The organism is Bradyrhizobium sediminis (genome assembly GCF_018736105.1).
Classification (GTDB): Bacteria; Pseudomonadota; Alphaproteobacteria; order Rhizobiales; family Xanthobacteraceae; genus Bradyrhizobium.
The window spans coordinates 3,701,049-3,725,995 of record NZ_CP076135.1; the positions used below are offsets into that span (position 1 = coordinate 3,701,049).

At 64.5% G+C, this 24,947-nt stretch carries 18 protein-coding genes and 1 riboswitch; of the genes, 9 read left to right on the plus strand and 9 right to left on the minus strand.

The window, feature by feature from the left end; all coding sequences use genetic code 11:
- Positions 1–2 precede the first annotated feature (2 nt).
- Positions 3–1,388, minus strand: a complete 1,386-nt coding sequence (locus tag KMZ68_RS17880) for a CmpA/NrtA family ABC transporter substrate-binding protein (protein ID WP_215612514.1) — start codon at positions 1,386–1,388, stop codon at positions 3–5.
- Positions 1,389–1,557: 169 nt separating this feature from the next.
- On the opposite strand from KMZ68_RS17880, the gene KMZ68_RS17885 reads away from it, so the two are divergent.
- The gene (locus KMZ68_RS17885; protein WP_215612515.1) at positions 1,558–3,489 is read left to right on the plus strand and encodes a sigma 54-interacting transcriptional regulator; all 1,932 of its coding nucleotides are present in this window, start codon (positions 1,558–1,560) and stop codon (positions 3,487–3,489) included.
- Positions 3,490–3,531: 42 nt separating this feature from the next.
- Here KMZ68_RS17885 and KMZ68_RS17890 read toward each other — a convergent pair whose 3' ends face one another.
- The 4 genes from KMZ68_RS17890 to KMZ68_RS17905 all read right to left on the minus strand — a co-directional run bounded on the left by KMZ68_RS17890 (position 3,532) and on the right by KMZ68_RS17905 (position 7,732).
- Positions 3,532–4,914, minus strand: a complete 1,383-nt coding sequence (locus tag KMZ68_RS17890; protein ID WP_215612516.1) for a CmpA/NrtA family ABC transporter substrate-binding protein — start codon at positions 4,912–4,914, stop codon at positions 3,532–3,534.
- Positions 4,915–5,024: 110 nt separating this feature from the next.
- Positions 5,025–5,903 carry a sulfurtransferase gene (locus KMZ68_RS17895; RefSeq protein WP_215612517.1) on the minus strand — a complete coding sequence of 293 codons (879 nt, stop codon included), beginning with the start codon at positions 5,901–5,903 and terminating at the stop codon, positions 5,025–5,027.
- Between the two features lie 112 nt (positions 5,904–6,015).
- Positions 6,016–7,140, minus strand: a complete 1,125-nt coding sequence (locus KMZ68_RS17900; protein WP_215612518.1) for an acyl-CoA dehydrogenase family protein — start codon at positions 7,138–7,140, stop codon at positions 6,016–6,018.
- Positions 7,141–7,189: 49 nt separating this feature from the next.
- Positions 7,190–7,732: an OsmC family protein gene (locus KMZ68_RS17905; protein WP_215612519.1), complete on the minus strand. Its 543-nt coding sequence runs from the start codon at positions 7,730–7,732 to the stop codon at positions 7,190–7,192.
- A 233-nt stretch (positions 7,733–7,965) separates the two neighbouring features.
- On the opposite strand from KMZ68_RS17905, the gene KMZ68_RS17910 reads away from it, so the two are divergent.
- Positions 7,966–8,625, plus strand: a complete 660-nt coding sequence (locus KMZ68_RS17910; RefSeq protein ID WP_215612520.1) for a TetR/AcrR family transcriptional regulator — start codon at positions 7,966–7,968, stop codon at positions 8,623–8,625.
- A gap of 92 nt (positions 8,626–8,717) precedes the next feature.
- Here KMZ68_RS17910 and KMZ68_RS17915 read toward each other — a convergent pair whose 3' ends face one another.
- Positions 8,718–9,920: a TrmJ/YjtD family RNA methyltransferase gene (locus tag KMZ68_RS17915; RefSeq protein ID WP_215612521.1), complete on the minus strand. Its 1,203-nt coding sequence runs from the start codon at positions 9,918–9,920 to the stop codon at positions 8,718–8,720.
- A gap of 276 nt (positions 9,921–10,196) precedes the next feature.
- Between KMZ68_RS17915 and KMZ68_RS17920 the strand changes: the two genes are divergently transcribed.
- From KMZ68_RS17920 to KMZ68_RS17935, 4 genes are all read left to right on the plus strand, one after another.
- Positions 10,197–11,924 carry an alpha/beta hydrolase gene (locus tag KMZ68_RS17920; protein WP_215612522.1) on the plus strand — a complete coding sequence of 576 codons (1,728 nt, stop codon included), beginning with the start codon at positions 10,197–10,199 and terminating at the stop codon, positions 11,922–11,924.
- A 73-nt stretch (positions 11,925–11,997) separates the two neighbouring features.
- Complete coding sequence (locus KMZ68_RS17925) at positions 11,998–12,615, plus strand: hypothetical protein (protein WP_215612523.1); 618 nt, start codon at positions 11,998–12,000, stop codon at positions 12,613–12,615.
- A gap of 115 nt (positions 12,616–12,730) precedes the next feature.
- On the plus strand, positions 12,731–13,945 hold the full coding sequence (locus KMZ68_RS17930) for an NADP-dependent isocitrate dehydrogenase (protein ID WP_215612524.1): 1,215 nt from the start codon (positions 12,731–12,733) through the stop codon (positions 13,943–13,945).
- A gap of 80 nt (positions 13,946–14,025) precedes the next feature.
- Entirely contained in the window at positions 14,026–14,310 is a 285-nt protein-coding gene (locus KMZ68_RS17935; protein WP_215612525.1) for a DUF3303 domain-containing protein, read from the plus strand.
- A 27-nt stretch (positions 14,311–14,337) separates the two neighbouring features.
- Here the strand turns inward: KMZ68_RS17935 and KMZ68_RS17940 are convergent, their stop codons facing one another.
- Genes KMZ68_RS17940 through alaS form a run of 3 tightly spaced genes read right to left on the minus strand, consistent with a single transcriptional unit; the run spans position 14,338 to position 19,468 of the window.
- Positions 14,338–15,495 (minus strand): serine hydrolase domain-containing protein, encoded by a 1,158-nt coding sequence (locus tag KMZ68_RS17940; protein ID WP_215612526.1) that lies wholly within the window; start codon positions 15,493–15,495, stop codon positions 14,338–14,340.
- 42 nt (positions 15,496–15,537) lie between these two features.
- Positions 15,538–16,761 (minus strand): cyclic nucleotide-gated ion channel, encoded by a 1,224-nt coding sequence (locus tag KMZ68_RS17945; RefSeq protein WP_215612527.1) that lies wholly within the window; start codon positions 16,759–16,761, stop codon positions 15,538–15,540.
- 25 nt (positions 16,762–16,786) lie between these two features.
- The gene (alaS, locus tag KMZ68_RS17950) at positions 16,787–19,468 is read right to left on the minus strand and encodes an alanine--tRNA ligase (RefSeq protein ID WP_215612528.1); all 2,682 of its coding nucleotides are present in this window, start codon (positions 19,466–19,468) and stop codon (positions 16,787–16,789) included.
- A 194-nt stretch (positions 19,469–19,662) separates the two neighbouring features.
- Positions 19,663–19,751, plus strand: a riboswitch (glycine riboswitch).
- 137 nt (positions 19,752–19,888) lie between these two features.
- On the opposite strand from alaS, the gene gcvT reads away from it, so the two are divergent.
- From gcvT to gcvP, 3 genes are all read left to right on the plus strand, one after another.
- Positions 19,889–21,034 (plus strand): glycine cleavage system aminomethyltransferase GcvT, encoded by a 1,146-nt coding sequence (gcvT, locus tag KMZ68_RS17955; RefSeq protein ID WP_215616386.1) that lies wholly within the window; start codon positions 19,889–19,891, stop codon positions 21,032–21,034.
- A 25-nt stretch (positions 21,035–21,059) separates the two neighbouring features.
- Positions 21,060–21,425, plus strand: a complete 366-nt coding sequence (gene gcvH / locus KMZ68_RS17960) for a glycine cleavage system protein GcvH (RefSeq protein ID WP_215605986.1) — start codon at positions 21,060–21,062, stop codon at positions 21,423–21,425.
- Between the two features lie 97 nt (positions 21,426–21,522).
- Positions 21,523–24,390 (plus strand): aminomethyl-transferring glycine dehydrogenase, encoded by a 2,868-nt coding sequence (gcvP, locus tag KMZ68_RS17965; RefSeq protein ID WP_215612529.1) that lies wholly within the window; start codon positions 21,523–21,525, stop codon positions 24,388–24,390.
- The last annotated feature ends 557 nt before the right edge of the window (positions 24,391–24,947 follow it).

Consider the following 24,947-nt stretch of genomic DNA (forward strand, 5'->3'; position numbering starts at 1 on the left):
GGTCAGCTGGCCTTCCTGATCTTGAAGCTGTTGAGATATTCCTCGGGCTTCGCCGGATCGAAGGTCTTGCCCATCACCGAGAAGCTCTTGGTCGTGGTAGTCGGCGGCGTCAGTCCGGCCTCCTTCATCAGCTTGGTGGCGTCGGTGGCGAGATAGACCTGCGCGGCGATGCCGGCGTAGTCGATGTCGCCCTTGACCTGCCCCCAGCGCTTCATCTGCGTCATGATCCAGATCGCGAACGACTGCCAGGGGAACGGATCGAAATCGACACGGTTCGGCTGCTTGACGATATTGCCGAGGCCGTCAGCGAAGGTGCCGGTGAGGATCTGCTCGAGCACGATCTGCGGCTGGTTCAGGTAGTTCGCCGGCGCGATGGCTTCTGCGATCTGCTTGCGGTTCTCGGCCTTGTGCGCGAAGGCGGTGGCCTCGATGATGGATTTCAGCAGCGCGCCATAGGTATTCGGCATCGTGGTGACGAATTCCTTCGACGCGGCGAAGGCGCAGCACGGATGGCCCTCCCAGATATCCTTGGTCAGGATGTGGATGAAGCCGACGCCGTCATAGACCGCGCGCTGGTTCATCGGATCGGGCCCGAGGAAACCGTCGATATTGTCGGCGCGCAGATTGGCCACCATTTCCGGCGGCGGCACCGCGCGGATCTGCACATCTACATCCGGATCGAGGCCGGCCTCGGCGAGGTAGTAACGCAGCAGGTAGTTGTGCATCGAATAGTCGAAGGGCACCGCGAACTTGAAGCCCTTCCAGTCCTTCGGGTTGCGCTTGTCCTTGTGCTTGACCGCCAGCGTGATCGCCTGGCCGTTGATGTTTTCCACCGCGGGCATGGTGTAGGGCAGCGGATTGGAGCCGACACCCATGGTGATGGCGAGCGGCATCGGCGACAGCATGTGCGCTGCGTCGTATTCCTTGTTGATGGTCTTGTCGCGGATCACCGCCCAGCCGGCGGTCTTGATCACTTCGACGTTGAGGCCGTTCTTGGAATAGAACCCCATCGGCGCCGCCATGATGATCGGCGTCGCGCAGGTGATCGGAATGAAGCCGACCTTGAGGTCCTTCTTTTCCAGCGGTCCGCCTTGCGCGAAGGCTTCGGTCGCGGTCTTCAGCGGGAAGAATTGCGACAATGCCGCGGCTGCGGTCGCGGCCCCGACCGATTTGAGGAAGGCGCGGCGCGCCATATCCTGCGGAAACATCGCGCGCATGACGGCGGAAGCGACCACGCCCTCGTAGCGCTTCTGCTCGCTCTCGATCGACGCCTGGATCTGCAATTGGGCTGCGGCCTGATGCTCGGCTTCGCTGCCATGGTGGCCGCAGCTGCAGCCACCGGCGCGTAGCCTGCGGTCGGGATCGAACGGATTGTCGAATGTGGACATGAAGCCCTCCTGCCTAAAGCTGCGGCAGAAGGGGCAAGGAGCGTGCCATGCGCTGATTTCGGCAATTGTCCAATTGAAGCAGGCATTTCGCTGAATCGTTGGCTATTACGAAAATTCGTGATATACGAAAAATCGTAGAAGAATTACGAATTTTCGGAGTATTTTTCCTATGGAGCTGGCGCCGCAACCATTTGCCGGAGCCGTCCGCGACGCCGATCTGCGCACCCTGGCTTTCGACTACCTGGTCGAACCGACGCTGCTGCTCGATCCGCACGCCGACCAGATCATCGATGCCAATCCGGCCGCCTGCACCCTGCTCGGCTACGACCGGGCCTTGCTGCGCGAAACCAAGATCAGCGCCCTGCACGCCGGACAGCTGCCCGCGCTCATCGTGTTCACCCAGGCCGTGCTCGACAAGGGCGCGTACTGGACCAATGCGCTGACGCCGCGCCACGCCACCAGCCAGCCGCTGCGGCTCGAATATATGGGATCGCTGCTGCCGCATGACGGGCGCTCGCTGGTGCTGCTCACCATGAGCGACCTCGACCAGCGGCGCCGCCGATATGTCGATGCCACCGCCGAGGACCATATGCGCAGCGGGCTCGCCGCATGGCAGCGGGTGGAACGGGTGTTCCAGGATATCGAGCGGGAGAACCAGCTGATCCTGCGCGCGGCCGGCGAAGGCATCTACGGCGTCAATGCCGAGGGCAAGACCACCTTCGTCAATCCCGCCGCCGAGCGGATACTGGGCTGGGCCGCCGAGGAACTGGTCGGCAAGACGATCCATCCGATCGTCCACCACAGCCACCATGACGGCAGTCACTACCCCGACGAGGATTGCCCGATCTATGCCGCGTTCCGCGACGGCGCCGTGCACAACGTCGATGGCGAGGTGTTCTGGCGCAAGGACGGCTCGCCGGTGTGGGTCGAATATACCTCGACGCCGATCCGCGACCGCAGCATGGTGGTCGGCGCCGTGATCGTGTTTCGCGACGTCAGCCAGCGCCGCGAGGCCGATGAAAAGCTGCACGCCGCGCTCGCCGAAGTCGATCGGCTGCGCGAGCGGCTGGAACTGGAAAACGCCTATCTGCAGGAAGAAATCCGGATCGAGACCAATCCGCGCGGGATCATCGGCCAGAGCGCGGCGATCCAGAAGACGCTGCGCCAGGTCAAGCTCGTCGCCCCGACCGCCGCGGCTGTCATGATCACCGGCGAATCCGGCACCGGCAAGGAGCTAATCGCACGCGCCATTCATGAGGCCTCGGGCCGCCGCGACCGGCCGCTGATCCGCGTCAACTGCGCGGCCATTCCGCGCGAACTGTTCGAAAGCGAATTCTTCGGACACGTCAAGGGCGCCTTCACCGGCGCGGTGCGCGACCGCATCGGCCGGTTCGAACTCGCCGACGGCGGCACGCTGTTTCTCGACGAAGTCGGAGAAATCCCACTGGAATTGCAGGGCAAACTGCTGCGTGTGCTGCAGGAAGGCAATTTCGAGCGGGTCGGCGAGGAGCGCACCCGCACCGTGGATGTGCGCGTGATCGCCGCCACCAACCGGAACCTCAAGCAGGAAGTGCAGCGCGGCCGGTTTCGCGAGGATCTGTATTTCCGGCTCAATGTGTTTCCGGTGGAATCCGTGCCGCTACGCGACCGCCGCGAGGACATTCCGCTGCTCGCCCAGCACTTCCTGACGAGCGAGAGCAAGGAGCTGAAATCCGATCTGCGGCTGTCCGAAGGCGACGCGCGGCGGCTGTCGCGCTACGACTGGCCTGGCAACGTGCGCGAACTGCAGAACGTGATCGAGCGCGCGGCGATCCTTGCGCAGAATGGACGGTTGCGCATCGATCTGCCGGACATGCCCGGACCGCACACGCCGTCCGGTTCCGGCCGGCAACAGGTGGAGCCACCGCCGGCCGTCATGACGTCCGCCGAAATGCGCGACCACGAGCGCGCCAACATCCTGGCCGCCCTCGAGGCCTGCAACGGCAAGGTGTTCGGCGCAGGCGGCGCCGCCGCGATGCTCGACCTCAAGCCGACCACGCTGGCATCCCGCATGAAGGCGCTCGGGATCGCGCCTGCCCGTTCGCGGCAGGCGGGTGTTTGAGCCGCGCCCGGTCTAGCTAGCACTCGAGAGACTGCGTATCCTTCACGACGACTTCCTGATCTTGAAGCTCGCGAGGTAATCGTCGGGCTTGGCGGCGTCGAAGGCCTTGCCCATCACCGAGAACGACTTGTACGAGCTTGCCGGCGGCGTCAGGCCCATCTCCTTCATGACCTTGGCCGTATCGGTCGCAAGGAAAACCTGCTCCGCCACCGACTTGTAGTCCACGTCGCCCTTGATCTGGCCCCACCGCTTCATCTGCGTCAGCATCCAGACCGCGAAGGATTGCCAGGGGAACGGATCGAAGTCGACGCGCCTGGGGTCGGTCTTGATGCCGCCGAGTCCGTCGGCATAGGTGCCGGTGAGAACCTGCTCCAGCACGGTGACCGGGGCGTTGATGTAGTTCGCAGGAGCAATGGCTTCCGCAATCTGCTTGCGATTTTCGGCCTTCGAGGCATAGGCGGTGGCGTCGACGATCGCCCGCGTCAGCGCCGCAAAGCTGTTCGGCGATTGCGTGATGAACTCCCGGCTCGCCGCGAAGGTGCAACAGGGATGCCCGTCCCAGATCTCCTTGGACAGGATGTGCAGGAAGCCGACGCCGTCATAGATCGCGCGCTGGCAGATGTTGTCGGGCGCAAGGAAGCCGTCGATGTTGTCGGCGCGGAGGTTGGCGACCATTTCCGGCGGCGGCACCGAACGCAGCTGAACGTCAGTGTCGGGATCGAGGCCGTGCTCGGCGAGATAATACCGCAGCAGGTAATTGTGCATCGAGTAGTCGAACGGAATGGCGAATTTCATGCCCTTCCAGTCCTTCGGGTTGCGCTTGTCCTTGTGCTTCATGGCAAGCGTGATGCCCTGCCCGTTGATGTTCTCGATCGCCGGCACAGTGAAGGGAATCGCATTGGCGCCGAGACCCAGCGAGATCGCGATCGGCATCGGCGCCAGCATGTGCGCGGCGTCGTATTCCTTGTTGATGGTCTTGTCGCGGATCACGGCCCAGCCGGCGGTCTTCACCACCTCGACGTTGAGACCGTATTTCGAATAGAAGCCGAGCGGCGCGGCCATGATGATCGGCGTCGCGCAGGTGATCGGGATGAAGCCGACCTTGAGGTCTTTCTTCTCGGGCGTGCCGGCCTGCGCGAAAACCTCGGTCGCGGCCTGAAGCGGAAAGAATTGCGAGATCGCGGCAAGCGCGGTCGAAGCCCCGACCGATTTCAGGAAAGCCCGCCGCGCGGCGTCCTTGGGAAACATCGCGCGCATCACGGCGGAGGCCACGACGCCCTCGTAGCGCTGTTCCTCCGTCGGCGCCGGCTCGCAGCGCGGCGTCAGCGCAGCATCGTGCTCGGCTGCGGAGCCGTGCTGACCGCAGACGCAGCCCGACCGTGACAGCCTGCGATCGGCATCGAACGGATCATCGAAGGTGGACATGCCCATTCCTTTTTGTAGTACCGGGATGATCAAAATACGGAGCGCCGCCCTGGGCGCATTCACCGCCCGGCCGCTTGCGCGCGGCCGGGCGATGCGACGACTTGCAGGCTCTATGCCGCCTTTTCCGTCAGCCTGACTTCGGTCGGCAGGCCTTCTTCAATCGGCAGCGCCGGATCGCGCGACCATTCGTTCCAGGATCCGAAATACATCCGCACGTCCTTCACCCCGGCATTCTTCAGCGCGAGGAAGGTGTTGGAGGCCCGTGCGCCCTTGAAGCAATAGAGGTAGACCGGGGTATTCTGGGTGATGCCGACGGTGGCGCATTCGGCCAGGATCTCGTCCTTGGACTTGAAGCGCGGGCCCTCGGCGGTCGGCTTCATCATGCGATACCATTCGAGCCAGACCGCGCCGGGAATGCGTCCCTTGCGCGGGCAGAAATCCTTGCCATAGGGCGAGGAGCTGTCGCCGATCCATTCATCGACATCGCGCACATCGAGCAAGGCAATGCCGGGCTTGCCGACCGCGGCCAGCATGGTCTTGGCGTCGATCAGGATGTCGCCCGCCTCCGGCACGATGCTGAACGAGGCCGGCTTCGGGGCCGGAACTTCCGTCGTGACCGGCATGCCCTTGGCAGCCCAGGCGTCGAACCCGCCATGCAGCACCTTGACCTTGGGATAGCCGAGCATGGTCAGCAGGAAATAGCCGCGGCAGGACTGGCCGAAGCCGGAATTCATCGACTGTTCGTAGATGACGGCGGTTTCCTTGCCGGAAAGCCCGGCCTTGCCGAATGCGTCGGCGAACTTTGTCTTCAAGTCGCTCATGCCCTCGGGCGTGGAGGTGGCGAGGTAAGTGAAGATTTCATGCACGTTGACGGCATTGGGGATGTGTCCCGCGCCGTAGGCTTCCGGATTGCGCGTGTCGATGATCACGCACGGCTCCTTGGTGGCGAGATCGGCGAGTTCGCCGGCAGAAATCAGAACGTCCGTCATGTCAGGCCTCTCCTGTTTTCGTCGTTGAAAGTTAGGGTCGATCCGATGTCCTCTAGGAATCTGTCTGCACACCTCTCTTGCAAAACACTCCCGCAAAGCTTGCCTGCAAGACTCAGGCCTCTGCCATCATCTTGCGCAGCTGCTTGGTGGCCGGCGTCACGATGGCGACGAAATAGGCTTCGCGCAGCCTGCGCTGGGCCCGATGGCTCTTCAGGTAGCCGCGCGCGCCGCAGTGAAGCATCGCCGCATGCGCGGCGGCGACGCTCGCATCGCCCGCCCTCAGGCGCAGCGCCACGACGCGGCGCCAATAGCTGTCGTCGGCGTTGTAGGGATCACGCGCCAGTTGCATAGTTTCCAATTCAAGCTCGGTCAGCAGTTCCTGGAAATTGACCGGTTGTTGCGGCAGGAAGCGATTGACGTGACCAAGCGGTGCTGCGACTTCGTTCATGATGGCAATACAATCCCGGATCAGGCCGGTCGCCATGCCCGCCTGCAGCAGAATGAATCCGGCGCGGATCTTCTTCACGAACGGACCGGCGGGTGCTGCGAGGATCAAATCGTCGGACACGAAGGCATCACGAAACTGCACGCCATAGGTGCCGGTGCCGTCCATCGCAAGAAACGGCTTGCACGGCGTCAGCGTGACCGCGGGATCGGAGCAGTCGGCCAGAAACATCACGATCTCGCCGGGCTTATCCTCGAGCTCGAAGATGGTGCCGAACAGATGGTCGGGTCCGAGATTGGACACCCAGGGCAGCGCGCCACGCACGACATAGCCGCCGTCGACTTTACGTCCCTTCAATTTCAGCTTCTCGATGCCGTAGAAGGTCTTCATCGGATTGGACAGGCCGGTGCCGCCGAGAATCTTGCCCGACGAAACGCCGTCGGCGAGCCGCGCGACCAGCGCGGGATTGCCGGAATTAGTCACATACCAGGCCAGCGTGTTCTGACACCACGCCATGAAGGCGGTGGCGCCGCACACCTCGCCGAGCGCCGAGATCGATTGGATGGCACAGCACAGATCGGCCGCGCCATCCCTCGGGCGGTGACTGCCCCAGGCCCCCGCGTCGCCGAGACGCCGGAGCAGTTCGGCCGGATAGACCGTCCCCTCGTCGATCGCAGAGGCCAGCGGCGCGAGGTCCTTGCGTGCAATCGAGGCAACCGCTTCGACGACAGACGCCAGCGAAGGGTCGCCGACTTCGTCGACCGGCAAACGTGATACAGCCACTGGACTCATCGGAATCTCCGCACCGGCTTTCTGGGAAGCGATTGCAAGCTGGTTGCCTCTACGCGCTGACCTCTAGATTGACCGGCCGGGTGAAGGTGTTGGCGACCGGCGACCATTTCTTGACGTGAGTGACCAGCGCGTCGATCTCGGCTTGCGAAACGCCCTCGCAGACCATGTCGACCTTGACCCGCACGTCGGTGAAGCCGACCGGCTTCTCGCTGACGTCGCCGGTGCCCCACACCGCGGTGATGTTGAGATCGCCCTCGAGCTGCAATTCGAGCTTGTTGACGATCCAGCCACGATGCACCGCGTTGGCGTGCAGGCCGACCGCAAGGCAGGAACCGAGCGCCGCCAAAGAAGCCTCCGACGGATTCGGCGCGGTGTCGTCGCCGAGCAGGCCCGGCGGTTCGTCGACGATGTAGGGCGGCAGGTTGCGGATGTAGTTGGCGTGACGGAACTTGCCTTCGGCCACGGTCTTGCATTTTAAGGTCTTGATGACCTTCGGGTTGGCTTTGCTGGTGACGATGAGCTGTTCCAGCCCGTCCTTGTCGATCGGGGCAAGGCAGCCCGTCAGTACTGTTTTTTGAGCGACCGCGGTCATTGGTTTTCTCCCTAGAGGGTCAGGATACCGAACGGTCTGTTTCCTGCACGAAGCATGCCAGACCGCGGCAGATGCCAAAACCCGAAGTCCTGAAACCGCTTAGGCCGCACGGCCTTGAAAACCGATCGGTAGCCTTCTGCTCAAATCGGATGCAATTGCTGCCTCGTCGCGGATATTTTGAGCAGCACAAGATGCGGCTTGATGATCGCGCCGCATTTCGATTAACTGAGCGCATGCGCAAACCTGCTTCGAAGAAGCGTTCAACCGCGGCAAGTCTCGCAGCCGGTGATGACGAGTCGGCGCGCGGACGCCTGCTCAGCGCCGCGACGCGGCTGTTCTGCAAGAACGGCATCAACGCAACCGGCATCGACGCCATCATCAACGAGGCCGGCACCGCCAAGACCACGCTCTACAAACTGTTCGGTTCGAAAACCAATCTGGTGCACGCCGTGCTGGAGACCGAAGGCAAGCAGTGGCGCGAATGGTTCATCGGCGCGATGGAATCAGGCGGCGGCGACCCGCAGACCAAGCTTTCGCGAATGTTTCCGGCGCTGAAGGACTGGTTCGGCGAGGAACGCTTCTACGGCTGCCCCTTCATCAATGCGGTCGGCGAGCACGACAAGGACCAGAAGCAGTTTCGCGCCATCGCGATGCGCCACAAGAAGGTGGTGCTGGCGCATCTGGAGAAACTCGCGGCCGAGATGGGCGCGGCGGAGCCGGATGTGCTCGCCCATCAGCTCGCGCTGCTGATCGACGGCGCCATCGTCGCCGCGATGGTGTCGCGCAATCCCGACGTCGCCGACACCGCCGCCCTTGCCGCCGGTTCGCTGTTCGGGCCTTCGAAGGTGAAGAAGCCGAAACGCGCGGCGCCGGTGCAGCTGATGGCGGTCTGAGCGAAGGCTCCGCCCTGCCGTCATTGCGAGGAGCGAAGCGACGAAGCAATCCATCGATGGATTGCTTCGCTTCGCTCGCAATGACGACAACCCTAACGCGCTTCCGCCACGCTCGACTCCAGCCGGCCGAGTTGCGCGGCCAGATCGCTCTCGACCTCAGCGGAGGCCATGTTGACCACCCGGTAGCCGCGCGCCTCCAGCCATGCCTGCCGCATCGCGCGGTCCTTGGCGATCACCTCGGTCTCGTCGGGGTTGACCAGCTCGATCGCGATCCGGTGCACGAAGGAGACGAAATCCGGAATATGCCGGCCGACCGGAGTCTGGCGCTTGAACTGGCCGGCGAAGCGGCGGTCGGTGGTCAAGGCCTGCCACAGGATCCGCTCGGCGTCGGTCGGGTTTCGCCGCAACAGCCGCGCCAGCCCCCGCACCGTGCCGCTCTCCGAGGGCAGCGCGCCCTGCCCGTGCTCGGCGAGCAGCGCGCGCAGTCGCGTCGCCTGTTCGCCGTCGAGCACGCCGCCTTTGGCGGGACCTTTCCGCCCCTCGGCGATCGCCATCACCACGCCGTGCAGCGTGTGCATGTCCTGCTTGGTCGGGTCCATGCGCGTGAAGATGTTGCGCAGATTGACCAGCATGGTCTCGCGCTTCTCGGCTGGGCGCAGGAACTCGACCTTGTCGAGTTCGCGCACCAGATTGTCGAAGAACGCCTGCATCTGGTGCTGCGAGGCGGGCTCGGAGCGCTCGGGCATCGCGAACGGCAGCGCGCCTGCGGTCGAAAGCTTGAACCATTCGTAGCCGATCAGCAGCACTGCCTGCGCCAGGTTGAGCGAGGCGAAGCCGGGATTGACCGGAAAGGTGATGACGCGGTTGGCGAGCGCGACCTCCTCGTTCTGCAACCCGTAGCGCTCGCGGCCGAACAGGATGCCGACCGTGCCGCCGCCGGCAATGCCGCCCACGATCTCGCGCGCGGCGGCTTCAGGCGCCACCACCGGCTTGGCCTGGTCATGGGCGCGGGCGGTGGTCGCGAATAACAGCGTGCAGTCGGCAACGGCCTGCTCGACGGTGTCGAACAGTTCGACATGGTCGAGGATATGGTCGGCGCCGGAGGCGGCGCGGCGGGCGTGCACGTTCGGCCAGCCGTCGCGCGGATTGACGATCCTCAAACGCGTCAGCCCGAAATTGCCCATCGCGCGCGCAGCCATGCCGATGTTCTCGCCGAGCTGCGGTTCGACCAGAATGACAACGGGACCCGCAAGGTCACGGCCGGTCTTAGTCTTGTCGGTGCCCGAACCGGACATCTCACTTCACTTTCTCATTCTACATCTGAAGGTTTTGGACGAAGTTCCGGGGAACCTCACCCAAGACCTCACGATCGATCGTACTGGATTGCCTGACGGGCAGGATTTCTCAAGTCAAATAACAGGGTTAGCGGCGTTATCTAACTCTCGGCCAAAACCTCAGGTAGTATCGGCATAACCGCAGCTTGCGCGCGTTCCGGTTTCGGATACGCTATCAATCACAATCGAAACGAACCTGTAAAGCCGTCGAACGGCCAGGGCACAAGGGAGGCTACGATGCGCAGCAGATGGTCGCTGGCGATTGCCGGCGTGGTGCTGATTCTCGCCGGCGGCTTGCTCGCGCACTTCACCCAGACATCAGGCGGAATCAAGATCCAGGACGTCCGCTTCAAGGGCGCCAAGGGCAACACCATGAGCGCCCTGCTCTACATCCCGCCCAATGCAACCGCGCAGACCCCCGCCCCCGGCATCCTCGCGGTCCACGGCTACATCAATTCGCGCGAGACCCAGGACGGCTTTGCCATCGAGTTCGCCCGCCGCGGTTATGTCGTGCTCGCGCTCGACCAGACCGGCCACGGCTATAGCGATCCGCCGGCTTTCGCCAACGGCTTCGGCGGGCCGGATGGACTGGCGCACCTGCGCAGCCTCGACATCGTCGACAAGAACAGTATCGGGCTCGAGGGCCATTCGATGGGCGGCTGGACCGTACTGGCTGCCGCCACCGCGATGCCCAACGACTACAAGTCGATGGTGCTGGAGGGCTCCTCCACCGGCAAGCCGTTCGCCGCCGAGGGTACCGCGAACTGGCCGCGCAATGCCGCGCTGGTGTTCGCGCAATACGAGGAATTCTCCAATCTGATGTGGGGCGTCGACCTCGCCCGCGACGTCACCAAGAGCCCGAAACTCTGGGCGCTGTTCGGCACCCAGGGCGCGGTCGAACCCGGCAAGGTCTATGGCGACATCGCGCAAGGCACCGCGCGGGTGCTCTACACGCCCGCAATCATCCATCCGGCCGAGCATATTTCACACGAGGCGATCGGCTACAGCCTCGACTGGTTTGCCAGGACCTTGCAGGGCGGTACGCCGAAGCCGGCCGACGACCAGATCTGGTTCCGCAAGGAGATCGGCACCCTGATCGCGTTTCTGGGTTTTGTCGCGCTCGTGATCGGCGCCTTCGACGGCCTGCTGGAAGCCAAGATGTTTACCCGCCTCCGGCTGCCCGAGATTGCCGACGGCACCATGCCGGAGCATGTCGCCGCCTCCGGCCGCCGCTGGACCATGGCGTTCATCCTGTCCGCCTTCATTCCGGCCTTGACCTATTATCCAGCGTTTGCGCTGGGCGGCACCTTCGTCAAGCCGTCGGCCTGGCTGCCGCAGGGCATCACCAACCAGATCCTGGTCTGGGTCGTCATCAACGCCCTGATCGCGCTGGCGCTGATGCCGTTCGCGCCGAAGCGCGCCAGCCGCGGCGGCATTGTCCTGCAGTCGGTGGTGATCGCGGTCCTGACCGTGATCGCCGGCTATGCCGCATTATGGCTGGCCGATCTCGTCTTCAAGATCGACTTCCGGTTCTGGATCGTCGCCTTGAAGCTGATGAGCGCCAAGCAATTTCTCATCTTCCTGAGCTATCTGGTTCCGTTCACGGCCTTTTTCGTCATTGCGCTGCATGTGCTGCACCGGAATTTCTCGACCATGGCTTTGGGCCGCGGCGCGCTCTACCTCACCAATATTTTCGCGCTCACGCTCGGCTTCATTGTGCTCCTGACGCTGCAATATGGCCTGCTCTGGTTCGGCGGAAAACTGTTCAACCCGCTGCCCGATCCCGGCTTCGTGCCGCTCTCCACCATCATCGCCATCCAGTTCGTGCCGCTCTTGGCCATCGCAGCCGTGATCGCGACCTTCACCTGGCGGCGCACCGGCTCCAGCCTCCCCGGCGCCCTCATCTGCGGCATGTTCGTCACCTGGTACGTCGTGGCCGGCACGGCGACGCAGGCGGCTTTCTAGCCCCGGTTGCCAAATTGCCGTGATTAGCGCGCGGCTTTGCGAACCCGCAGGCGGCCGGCTGCGACCAACCCGTATGCCCGAGTATCTGCGCAGCAAGCTGGTGCCTGCCCGCCCCTCGATGGCCTCAGTCCACGGACGCGCGGAGGTCAGCCGGATCGCGCCAACGGACCCGGCCAAGGCGTTGGCTCTCGCCCACGCCATTCCCGATGCCTGGTATCGTGCCCAGGCGCTGTCCTTCGTCGCCGAGCATATCGGCGAACCGAGCGTCGCCGGGATTCTGAATGAGGCCGTCGCCGCCGCCTACGACTGTTCCGACGCCTACAACACCGTGGCCGTGATGTCCTGGCCGCTCCGGGCCGCCTGGTCCCGCGGGCACCGGGCCTATGCCCGGCGCGAACTCGAGCGGGTTATCGAGCTGGCGCCCGAGGTCGAGCCGCGCGCTTCGCGCGTGTTCGCCCTGCACTGCCTGTGGAGCGGCTGCGACTCGATGGACGACGCCTTCGCTGGACCGGTCTGGCGGACGATCCGCGCTTGGTGCAACCCTGACCATCACTGGCGCGCGGCACGACTGTACCGCCACATCGCCGAGGTCCGGGAGGCGCGCCGTCCCGGCGCCGCGGCGGAGGTGATTGCGGCGATGCCGGCGGGCAAGGCGAGGGCCGCGCTGGAGCGCCGTTTCAGGCCGGTCTGAAATCGGTTCGGGCGCGGCCCATTCGCCTTCCAGCCTGCGTTTCCGGGTGCTATAGCGACCCAGCTACCTTCCCACCCCATCCGAAACGCGCTGTTCCAAAAAGGCCCGATCTGTCATGGCAAAAATCAAGGTGACCAACCCCGTCGTCGAACTCGATGGCGACGAGATGACCCGGATCATCTGGCAATACATCAAGGACAAGCTGATCAACCCGTTCCTCGATATCAACCTGATGTATTTCGACCTCGGGATGGAATACCGCGACAAGACCAACGACCAGGTCACCGTGGACGCCGCCAACGCCATCAAAAAGGTCGGCGTCGGCGTCAAATGCGCCACCATCACCCCCGACGAAGCCCGGGTGAAGGAATTCGGTCTGAAGGAAATGTGGAAGTCGCCGAACGGCACCATCCGCAACATCCTCGGCGGCGTGGTGTTCCGCGAACCCATCATCTGCAAGAACGTGCCGCGGCTGGTGCCGGGCTGGACCAAGCCGATCATCATCGGCCGCCACGCCTTCGGCGACCAGTACAAAGCCACCGATTTCAGGTTTCCCGGCAAGGGCGTGCTGACGATGAAATTCGTCGGCGACGACGGCAAGGTGATCGAACGCGAGGTTTACCAGGCCCCCGGCGCCGGAGTCGCGCTCGCCATGTACAACCTCGACGATTCCATCGCCGATTTTGCCCGCGCCTCGCTGAACCAGGGCCTGTCCAAGGGCTATTCGGTCTATCTCTCGACCAAGAACACCATCCTCAAGGTCTACGACGGGCGGTTCAAGGACATCTTCCAGGAGATCTACGACAACGAGTTCAAGGCCAAGTTCGAGGCGAAGAAGATCACCTACGAACATCGCCTGATCGACGACATGGTCGCCGCCGCGATGAAGTGGTCGGGCGGTTACGTCTGGGCCTGCAAGAACTACGACGGCGACGTTCAGTCCGACACCATCGCGCAGGGCTATGGCTCGCTCGGCCTGATGACCTCGGTGCTGATGACGCCGGACGGCAACACGGTCGAGGCCGAAGCCGCCCACGGCACGGTGACGCGGCATTACCGCGAGCACCAGAAGGGCAAGGAGACCTCGACCAACTCCATCGCCTCGATCTTTGCCTGGACCCGCGGCCTGTCGCATCGCGCCAAGCTCGACAACAACGTGGAACTGGAAAAATTTGCGCTGACGCTGGAAAAGGTCTGCGTCGATACCGTCGAAGCCGGCTTCATGACCAAGGACCTCGCGCTTCTGGTCGGCGCCGATCAGCGCTGGCTGTCGACCACCGGCTTCCTCGACAAGGTCGCCGAAAACCTGACCAAGGCGATGGCCGCCTGAGCCACAGCTTGCGAAACATTCCCGGCGCGACTACCGCGCCGGGAATGATAAAGGGCCGCCGCTTCCGACGGAGATGACCCGTGCTGTTCATGGTGATCGAGCGCTTCAAGGACCGCGACCCGATTCCGGTCTACCGGCGCGTCCGCGATCCTGGCATCAAGTTCCCGGAAGGACTGACCTATGTCGGCAGCTGGATCGAACCCAATTTCGACCGCTGCTTCCAGCTGATGGAATGCGACGATGCGCGGCTGCTGCAGGAATGGATCCTGAACTGTCAGGGCCTCGGCATGACCTTCGAGATCGTGCCGGTCGTGCCGAGCAAGGAAACGCGGGAAGTGGTCGCGCCGTTCCTGGACGAGAAATAGCGCTTCGATTCGGCATCGCAGCCCGCCCTACGCCCGCCAACCCTTGACCTCGCCGACCATATCCCAATTGAGCTGGTCGAGATCGCCATCGAACTGCGATTTGGCGCTGCTGGCATTGGTGAATGCGGCCCAGCAGAAGCCGCTATGGGTCCGCACGGCGACGGTTCTGGTGCCGGGCAGGCTGCCGTCGTGCCACCAATTGCCTGATTTGTTCAGATTCCAGCCGCAGGCGTAGTTGGGATTGGCCGACGAGCCGGTCGTCATGGCGCGAATGGTTTGGGCTTTAAGGATGTTGGGCGGCTTCTCAAAACCGTCGACATGCATCATGAATCGCACAATGGCCGCGGGCCGTGCGATCCATCCGCCATGCGAATCCATCCTGGCGACATTCATGGTGTAGGGATTATCGCCCTGCCCGTAATACTTGACCTCGCCGCGCTGACGCTCTTCGAGCGTATTGCCGGCAATCCTCATTTCGGTCACGCCGCAACGGCTGAGCACCTCGACCTTGACATGATCGGCATAAGGCCGGCCGGTCACTTTTTCGATCACGCGCCCCAGTACGCAGTAGCCGAAGTTGGAATAGGCGTAATGTTTACCCGGAGGATTGTCCAACGGCCGATTGCTCAAGGTCCATGCGATCAGCTCGGAATGATCCATCCTGGGATGGCCGAACATCGGGTCGCGGCCGTCATTGGTCCAGCCGCCGGCAGTGTGAGTCAGCAGCTGCCCGAGGGTGATTTCGTTGATGCCGGGATTATATGGCCGCGGCCCATAATCGGTCGCCAGAATGGCGCCCGGACCGAAGATCCTGTCGGCCAATTTGAGACGGCCCTGCTCGATCAGCCCGAAGATCGCCGCCGAGGTGACCATTTTGCTCACGCTGGCAATACGGAAGAAGTGTTCCGGGGTCGCCGCCTCGTTGCGTTCACGGTCGGCCACCCCGAATGCGTCCCGATGCACGATCTCGCCGGCGTAGCCGACGGCAAACGAGAGCGCGGGCACGTCATACTTCTGCATGAAGGCACGCGCGCGCCGCGCCATCGCGGCGCGCTCGGACGGGGTCGGCTCGGGGACGCCGGCGGGATTGGGCGCCGGCTGCGCCAGTCCGCGGCGCAGCGGCAGGCTAGGTAAAATGGCAGCGCTTGCCGCCAGTTTGATGAATTGTCGACGTGGAAGTTTCATCCGCTTTCCAACCCCATGAACTCGCGGGCCCGCACGGAGAGTCTACTCCTCCGACGGCTTGTCGTCATGCATCGCCTGCGCAATCTCGTCGGCGGCAATGTCGCCCTTCTGCGCCACCGCCGTTTCGGCGAGGCGCGCCTTGACGACTTCCTGGACGTGAGCGGCAAGCTTCGGCGCCCGCGCGATCAGGGCATGGAAGTCCTGCGCGTCCAGCGCCAGCAGGTTCGACTTGCGTAGCGCGGTGACGGTGCCGCTGCGCTGAGTCCGCTGCAACAGCGCGATCTCGCCGAAAAAACTGCCATCGGCGAGCCGTATCTTCTGGGCGGGCAGCTCGATCTCGACCTCGCCGGCGGCGATGAAATACATCGACGAAGCCGGCTCGCCCCGCCGCACCAGGATCTCGCCGGTCTCGACGGTCTGGGTCCGCAACAGCCGCATGATGTCGGCGATCTCGGTGGCGCGCAGATGCGCAAACAGCGGCACCCGCGCCAGCATGCCCCAGGTCACGATGAAGTCGTGACGGCGGACTTCATTGGCGAAGGCGCCGGAAATGATCGCCACCGGCAGCGCGATCATCACGAACCCGCCGACGATGGCGAAACTGGCTACGGCCTTGCCCATTGGCGTTACCGGAATCACGTCGCCATAGCCGACCGTGCCGAGCGTCACGATCGCCCACCACATCGCCTGCGGAATGGTGCCGAACTTGTCGGGTTGGACCTCATGCTCGATCGCGTACAGCAGTGTCGCGAAGGTGAGCACCGCGCCGACCAGGATCACCAGACATCCGAACAGCGTACGCCGCTCGGCATGCACTGCCGCCAGCAAGGAGCGCATCGCCGTCGAATAGCGGACCAGCTTGAAGAACGGCAGCATGCCGAACAACACCAGCATCGGACGCTCGTTGCTGAATAGCGCTACGCCGGACGGCAGCACCGACAACAGATCAATGATGCCGAGGCTGGAGGTCGCGTAGTGAAAGCGGGCATGCCACGGGCTCATCTCCCGATACGGCGCATGTCCGGCAACGCTCCAGAGCCGCGCGGCATATTCGAGGGCAAAGATCGCGAGCGACCCCGCCTCGACCGCGCTGAGCAGCCAGCCGAACCGCGCATCGATCTGCGGTACCGACGCCAGCACCATCGCCGACACATTGACGACGACGATCCCGATGATCACATGCGCGAGCCGCGCGCTCGGCGTGTAGGGAATGTTGTCGTGCTCGAGCAGATCATAAACCCGGCGGCGCAGATCGTAACCTTGCATCGCGCTCTCCCCCGGGTGGATGGGCTCAGGCACTGCCTATCGCTTTTTCGATCGCCGATAGTGCGGCACCCGCCTTGGCGCCATCGGGACCGCCGGCCTGCGCCATGTCGGGCCGCCCCCCGCCGCCCTTGCCGCCGAGCGCTTCGGAGGCAATCTTGACGAGATCGACAGCGTTGAAGCGCGAGGTGAGATCGCTGGTGACGCCGACCACGACGCCGGCCTTGCCGTCGCCGGTGACGCCGACGATGGCGACCACACCGGAGCCTAGCTGCTTCTTGCCGTCGTCGGCGAGGCTCTTGAGGTCCTTCATCTCGATGCCTTCGACCGCGCGCGCCATCAGCTTGACGTTGCCGACCTCGCGGATGCCCGCGGCAGCCGCCGCGCCGTTGGAACCGGAAGCGCCGCCGCCCATCGCGAGCTTCTTGCGCGCATCCGACAGATCGCGCTCCAGTTTCTTGCGCTCTTCCATCAAGGCCGCAATGCGCGCCGGCATCTCATCGATCGACGTGCGCAGTTCGCCGGCCGCGGATTTCGCCAGCGCGATGCTGTCATTGGCGTGCTTGCGCGCATGGCGGCCGGTCAGCGCCTCGATGCGGCGGACGCCGGAGGCGACCGCGCTTTCGCCGGTCACCGAAATCAGGCCGATATCGCCGGTGCGCCTGACATGGGTGCCGCCGCACAATTCCACCGACCAGCCGAGCGCGTTGCTGCCGTGCTCGCGCGCCTGCCGTCCCATCGAGACCACGCGCACCTCGTCGCCGTATTTCTCGCCGAACAGCGCGCGCGCACCGGCGTCGCGGGCGTCATCCACCGCCATCAGCCGGGTGACGACCTCTTCATTTTCCAGCACCACCTCGTTGGCGATGTCCTCGATGCGGGCGAGTTCGTCCTGGCTGATCGGCTTCGGATGCACGAAGTCGAAACGCAGGCGATCCGGCGCCACCAGCGAGCCGCGCTGTGCGATGTGATCGCCGAGCACCTGGCGCAACGCTTCATGCAGCAGATGCGTCGCGGAGTGATGGGCACGGATCGACGAGCGCCTGACATGATCGACCTCAAGCGCCAGCGCCGTCCCCGGCTTCAGGGTGCCCTGCTCGACCTGGCCCAGATGCACGAAGAGATCGCCGGCCTTCTTCTGGGTGTCGGTGACGCGGAAGCGCACGCCCTCGCCGGTCATGATGCCGGTGTCACCGACCTGGCCGCCGGACTCCGCATAAAACGGCGTCTGGTTCAGGACGACGGCGCCGCTCTCGCCCGCCTTCAGGCTCTCGACATCGTTACCGTCCTTCACCAGCGCCGCGACCACGCCTTCGGCGGTCTCGGTCTCGTAGCCCAAAAACTCCGTGGCGCCGAGCTTCTCGCGCAGCGGGAACCAGACGTTCTCGCTGGCGGTATCGCCGGAGCCGGCCCATGCCGCGCGCGCCTTCGCCCGCTGCCGGTCCATCGCGTCGGTGAACGACGCGAGGTCGACCGAGATGCCGCGGTTGCGTAGCGCATCCTGGGTAAGGTCGAGCGGGAAGCCATAGGTGTCGTACAGCGTGAACGCGGTATCGCCGTCGAACATGTCGCCCTTCTTCAGGCTCTCGCTCTTCTCCTCCAGGATAGTCAGGCCGCGTTCCAGCGTCTTGCGGAACCGGGTCTCTTCCAGCCGCAGCGTTTCCTCGATCAGGTTTTCGGCGCGCACCAGTTCGGGATAGGCCTGGCCCATCTCGCGCACCAGGGCCCAGACCAGCCGATGCATCAGCGGGTCCTTGGCGCCGAGCAACTGCGCGTGGCGCATGGCACGGCGCATGATCCGGCGCAGCACGTAGCCGCGGCCCTCGTTCGAGGGCAGCACGCCGTCGGCAATCAAGAACGACGACGCGCGCAGATGGTCGGCGATCACGCGCAACGAGGCCTTCTGCTCGCCCTTCGGATCGGCGCCGGTCAGTTCCGCGATGGCGCGGATCAGCGCGACGAACAGGTCGATGTCGTAATTGTCATGCTGGCCCTGCAACACGGCGGCGACGCGTTCCAGCCCCGCGCCGGTGTCGATCGAGGGCTTCGGCAGCAGATTGCGCACGCCGCCTTCGAGCTGCTCGTATTGCATGAACACGAGATTCCAGATCTCGATGAAGCGGTCGCCATCCTGCTCGGCCGAACCCGGAGGGCCGCCCCAGATCTTGTCGCCGTGATCGTAGAAGATTTCCGAGCACGGCCCGCACGGACCGGTATCGCCCATCTGCCAGAAATTGTCCGAGCCCGCGATGCGGATGATGCGGGACTCCGGCAGGCCGGCGATCTTCTTCCAGAGATTGAAGGCCTCGTCGTCGTCGACATAGACGGTCGCGGTGAGCTTGTCCTTCGGCAGTCCGAATTCCTTGGTGACGAGATTCCAGGCGAGCTCGATGGCGCGGTCCTTGAAATAGTCGCCGAAGGAGAAGTTGCCGAGCATCTCGAAGAAGGTGTGATGCCGCGCGGTGTAGCCGACATTGTCGAGATCGTTGTGCTTGCCGCCGGCGCGCACGCATTTCTGCGAGGTGGTGGCGCGCTGATAGGGCCGCTTTTCAACGCCGGTGAAGACGTTCTTGAATTGCACCATGCCGGCATTGGTGAACATCAGCGTCGGGTCGTTGCGCGGCACCAGCGGCGACGACGGCACGATTTCGTGGCCGTTGTCGGCAAAGAATTTCAGAAAAGTCGACCTGATCTCGTTAACGCCGCTCATGTCCGTCCAATCGCATTATTGCCCGGGATTGGCCCATTTCTCCCGGCGCAACGCTTTTAGACGCGGGGGATGGCGGTGTCCAGAAAGTGTGCAGGAGATCAGGGGCTTGCCGCACCAGCACAGGAACCGTTGATAGATGCTGCGGGTGCGTTGACAGCCTTGGCGCGGCTGTGTTTTCCTCCTATCTGTTCAAGACAGTCACGTCGGGAGAGATCGGCTTAAGCGCCGGCGCCGAAGGAGCAACCGCCCCGGAAACTCTCAGGCAAACGGACCGCGTGACTTGCTAGCATCTGGAAAGAGACGCCACCGGGCCGGTTCCGGGACGCGTCCGCCGACGGGATAATACTCTCAGGCACAGCGACAGATGGGGCTTCGACCGGTTTTCGAGGAATTGTCCTCGAGAACCGCGAGGGCCCCATGATGCTTGCGCGCGAAGCCGAGACGCCACTGAAAACCACTCCCCTGCATGCGCTGCATGCCACCTGCGGCGGCAAAATGGTGCCGTTCGCGGGCTACGACATGCCCGTACAATTCGCCGCCGGCGTACTCAGGGAACATCTGCATACCCGCAAGTCTGCCGGCCTGTTCGACGTCTCGCATATGGGCCAGATCGCGCTGCGGGCGAAATCCGGCCGGGTCGAGGATGCGGCCAGGGCGCTGGAGCGGCTGGTGCCGCAGGATATCGTCGCGGTTGCGCCGGGCCGCCAACGCTATGCGCAGTTTACCAATGAAGCGGGCGGCATCCTCGATGACCTGATGGTGGCGAATTTCGGCAGCCACCTGTTCCTGGTGGTCAACGCCGCCTGCAAGACCGAGGACGAGGCGCATCTGCGCGCGCAGCTTTCGGGCGACTGCATCATCGAGCCGCTCGGCGATCGCGCGCTGATCGCGCTGCAGGGTCCGCAGGCCGAATCGGCCCTGGCCAAATTGTGCCCGGACGTAACGGCGATGCGCTTCATGGACGCCGGGCCGCGCCGCGTCGACAACATCGACTGCTTCGTCTCGCGCTCGGGCTACACCGGTGAGGACGGGTTCGAGATTTCGGTTCCGGCCGAGCGGGCGGAAGCCCTGGCCAAGACCCTGCTGGCAAACAGCGACGTGCTGCCGATCGGGCTCGGCGCCCGCGACAGCCTGCGGCTGGAGGCCGGGCTCTGCCTCTACGGCCACGATATCGACACCACGACCACGCCGGTCGAGGGCGCGCTGGAATGGTCGATCCAGAAGAGCCGCCGCCAGGGCGGCGCGCGCACCGGCGGTTTTCCCGGCGCGGACAAGATTCTCTCGCAGCTCGAACAAGGCGCCCCGCGCCGCCGGGTCGGACTGAGGCCGGAAGGCCGCGCCCCGGTGCGCGAAGGCGCGCCGCTGTTCGCCAGTGAAACGTCCTCCGAACAGATCGGCGCCGTCACCTCGGGCGGTTTCGGCCCCAGCCTCAATGCGCCGGTCGCGATGGGCTACCTGCCGTCGCAGGCGGCCACGGGCACGCTGGTGTTCGCCGAGTTGCGCGGCGCGCGGCTGCCGCTGCGGGTCGCCGCCATGCCCTTCGTTCCCAACACTTACAAGCGCTGAATCTGCAAACGCTGAAGGAATTGCCATGACGACCTTGTACACCGCCGACCACGAATGGCTCCGCATCGAGGGCGATGTCGCCACCGTCGGCGTCACCGATTACGCGCAGTCGCAGCTCGGCGACGTCGTGTTCGTCGAACTGCCGAAGATCGGCCGCAGCCTGAAAAAGGCGGAAGCCGCCGCCGTGGTCGAATCGGTGAAGGCCGCCTCCGACGTCTACGCGCCGATTTCCGGCGAAGTGCTCGAGGTCAACGACGCGCTCGCGGCCGAACCGGCGCTGGTCAATTCCGACGCCGCCGGCAAGGCGTGGTTTTTCAAAGTGAAGATATCGGACAAGAGCGAACTCGGCGGCCTGATGGATGAGGCCGCCTACAAGGCACATACGGCGTGACTGAATGAAGCGATTTTGCGCCCGCTGGAGCCTGTCATCGGGCTCGCCGAAGGCGAGACCCGGTGGCGAGGCATGACGAGCAATAGAGGAACAGCCCATGACCGCGCACCGCAGATCCGCTGACGAGGCCGCCACCACCTTCGTGCGCCGCCACATCGGCCCCTCGCCCCGCGACATCCAGGCGATGCTGGAGACCGTGGGCGCCAAGAGCCTTAGCGCGTTGATGGCCGAGACCCTGCCGTCATCGATCCGGCAGAAGGCGCCGCTCGACCTCGGCACGCCCCTGAGCGAGACCGAGGCGCTGTCGCATATGCGCGAACTGGCGTCGCAGAACCAGGTGTTCACCTCGCTGATCGGTCAAGGCTATTCCGGCACGGTGCTGCCGGCGGTGATCCAGCGCAACATCCTGGAGAACCCGGCCTGGTACACGGCCTACACCCCGTATCAGCCCGAAATCAGCCAGGGCCGGCTGGAGGCGCTGTTCAACTTCCAGACCATGATCTGCGACCTCACCGGGCTGGACGTCGCCAATGCCTCGCTGCTGGACGAAGCCACCGCCGCGGCGGAAGCGATGGCGCTGGCCGAGCGCGCCGCGCAAGGCAAGACCAAGGCCTTCTTCGTCGACCACGAGGTCCACCCGCAGACCCTTGCCGTGCTGCGCACCCGCGCCGAGCCTTTGGGTTGGCAACTGATCGTCGGCGATCCCGCCTGTGATCTCGACAAGGCCGAGGTGTTCGGCGGATTGCTGCAGTATCCCGGCACTTCCGGCGCGGTGCGCGACCTGCGGCCGGCGATCGCGGGGTTGCGCGCCAGAGGCGCGCTGGCCGTGGTCTCCGCCGACCTCCTGGCGCTGACGCTGCTGGCGTCGCCGGGCGAACTCGGCGCCGATATCGCGATCGGATCGGCGCAGCGCTTCGGCGTGCCGATGGGATATGGCGGACCGCACGCGGCCTATATGGCGGTGCGCGACGCGCTGAAACGCTCGCTGCCCGGCCGCATCGTCGGGTTGTCGATCGATTCGCGGGGGCAGCCCGCCTATCGGCTGGCGCTGCAGACCCGCGAGCAGCACATCCGCCGCGAAAAGGCGACCTCCAACATCTGCACCGCGCAGGTGCTCCTGGCGGTGATCGCCTCGATGTATGCGGTCTATCATGGCCCGGAGGGCCTGACCCACATCGCGCGGACCGTGCACCGCCGCGCCTGCGTGCTGGCGGCGGGACTGCGCCAGCTCGGCTTTGCGCCGCAATCGGCCGCCTTCTTCGACACCCTGACGGTCGACGCCGGCGCCAGGGTCGGGGAAATCGCCGCCTGCGCGCTGGCGGAAAGGATCAACCTGCGGCTCGGTGAGGGTACGCTCGGGATCGCGCTGGACGAGACCACGAGCCCGAAAGACGTCGAGGCGGTATGGCGGGCGTTCGGCGGCAAGCTGGCTTACGCGGAAGTCGAGGCCGGCGCGCGCGAGGCGCTGCCGGCGGAGCTGAAGCGGGCGACCGCCTTCCTCACCCATCCGGTGTTCCACGCCCACCGCTCCGAGACCGAGCTGCTGCGCTACATGCGCAAGCTCAGCGACCGCGACCTCGCGCTCGACCGCGCCATGATCCCGCTCGGCTCCTGCACCATGAAGCTCAATGCCACGACCGAGATGATCCCGCTGACCTGGCCCGAATTCGGCGAACTGCACCCGTTCGCGCCTCGCGACCAAGCCAAAGGCTATCACGCGCTGTTCCACCGGCTGGAACGATGGCTGTGCGACATCACCGGCTATGACGCGGTCTCGCTGCAGCCGAATTCCGGCGCGCAAGGTGAATATGCGGGGCTATTGGCGATCCGCGGCTACCACGCCGCCCGCGGCGAGCCGCACCGCAAGATCTGCCTGATCCCCTCCTCGGCGCACGGCACCAACCCGGCCTCCGCCCATATGGCGGGCATGGAGGTCGTGGTGGTCGCCTGCGACAGCAGGGGCGATGTCGATGTGACTGATTTGCGCGCCAAGGCCGAAAAGCATTCGCAGGACCTCGCCGCGATCATGATCACCTACCCCTCCACCCACGGGGTGTTCGAGGAGCATATCAGCGAGATCTGCGACATCGTGCACGGCCACGGCGGGCAGGTCTATCTCGACGGCGCCAACCTCAACGCCCAGGTCGGGCTGTCGCGGCCCGGCGACTACGGCGCCGACGTCAGCCATCTCAATTTGCACAAGACCTTCTGCATCCCCCATGGCGGCGGCGGTCCCGGCATGGGCCCGATCGGGGTCCGGGCGCATCTCGCCCCGTTCCTGCCGGGTGATCCGGACAGCGCGGCGCCCTCGGCGGTCGGGCCGGTGTCGGCGGCGGCGTTCGGCTCGGCGTCGATCCTGACTATCTCCTACATCTACATCCTGTTGATGGGCGGCGAAGGCCTGACCCGCGCCACCGAAATGGCGATCCTCAACGCCAATTACATCGCAAGCCGGCTCGATCCGCATTTCCCGGTGCTGTACCGCAATGCCAAAGGCCGGGTCGCCCATGAATGCATCGTCGACCCCCGCCCGCTGAAGACGTCCAGCGGCGTCACCGTCGACGACATCGCCAAGCGGCTGATCGACTACGGCTTCCATGCGCCGACCATGAGCTTCCCGGTGCCGGGCACGCTGATGATCGAGCCGACCGAATCCGAATCGAAAGCCGAGATCGACCGCTTCTGCGACGCCATGGTCGCGATCCGGCAGGAGATCGCCGAGATCGAGTCCGGCCGCTGGAAGGTCGAGGCCTCGCCGCTGCGCCACGCCCCGCACACCGTGCACGACATCGCCGACGACCTGTGGCAGCGGGCCTATGGCCGCGCCGAGGGCTGCTTCCCGGCCGGCACCTCGCGCGCCGACAAATACTGGTCGCCGGTCGGCCGGGTCGACAACGTCTATGGCGACCGCAACCTGGTCTGCTCCTGCCCGCCGGTTACTGCATATGCAGAGGCGGCGGAGTAGGGAATTTCGCTGACGTACAGGTTCCGCATTTCACGGCAGTTCTGTCGTTGCACCCTTCATGGCGCGTGGCACATCTCCGCCGGCACGCGTTTCTATCGGCAGTTCCGATGCTGTTGCAGGCATCCGCGCACTGGCCGTAATTTTGGGTGCATATGTAATGCTGAATTTGGGTGCACTTGATACAGTCTTCCTGGGCAAGCCCGGCGCTGACCGAATTCAGGAAAGAGATCGTCGCCCACGCGACTGCATTGATAATTCTCATCGTACATCACCGCCGGCTCGTGCCTTGTACCGCGACCACGTACCGTCCGAAATGACGGCTCCACCACTTCAAGTGCCACGCCAGGTGAGCGGATCATAAATCTCCGCTCACGACTCTAAGCACTTTCAAACTCTCGCGATTCCGGATCGGTCGCGCGCACAAAACGCCGCCTTCGCGGGCTCGTCCAAAATCAAAACGGGCACTGGGGACGTCGGCAACTCAACGTCCTCAGCGCCCGCTCATGTCGAACCTTAAGTCAGGCGACCAAGGCCCGACAAATTCTCTCGGTCATGAT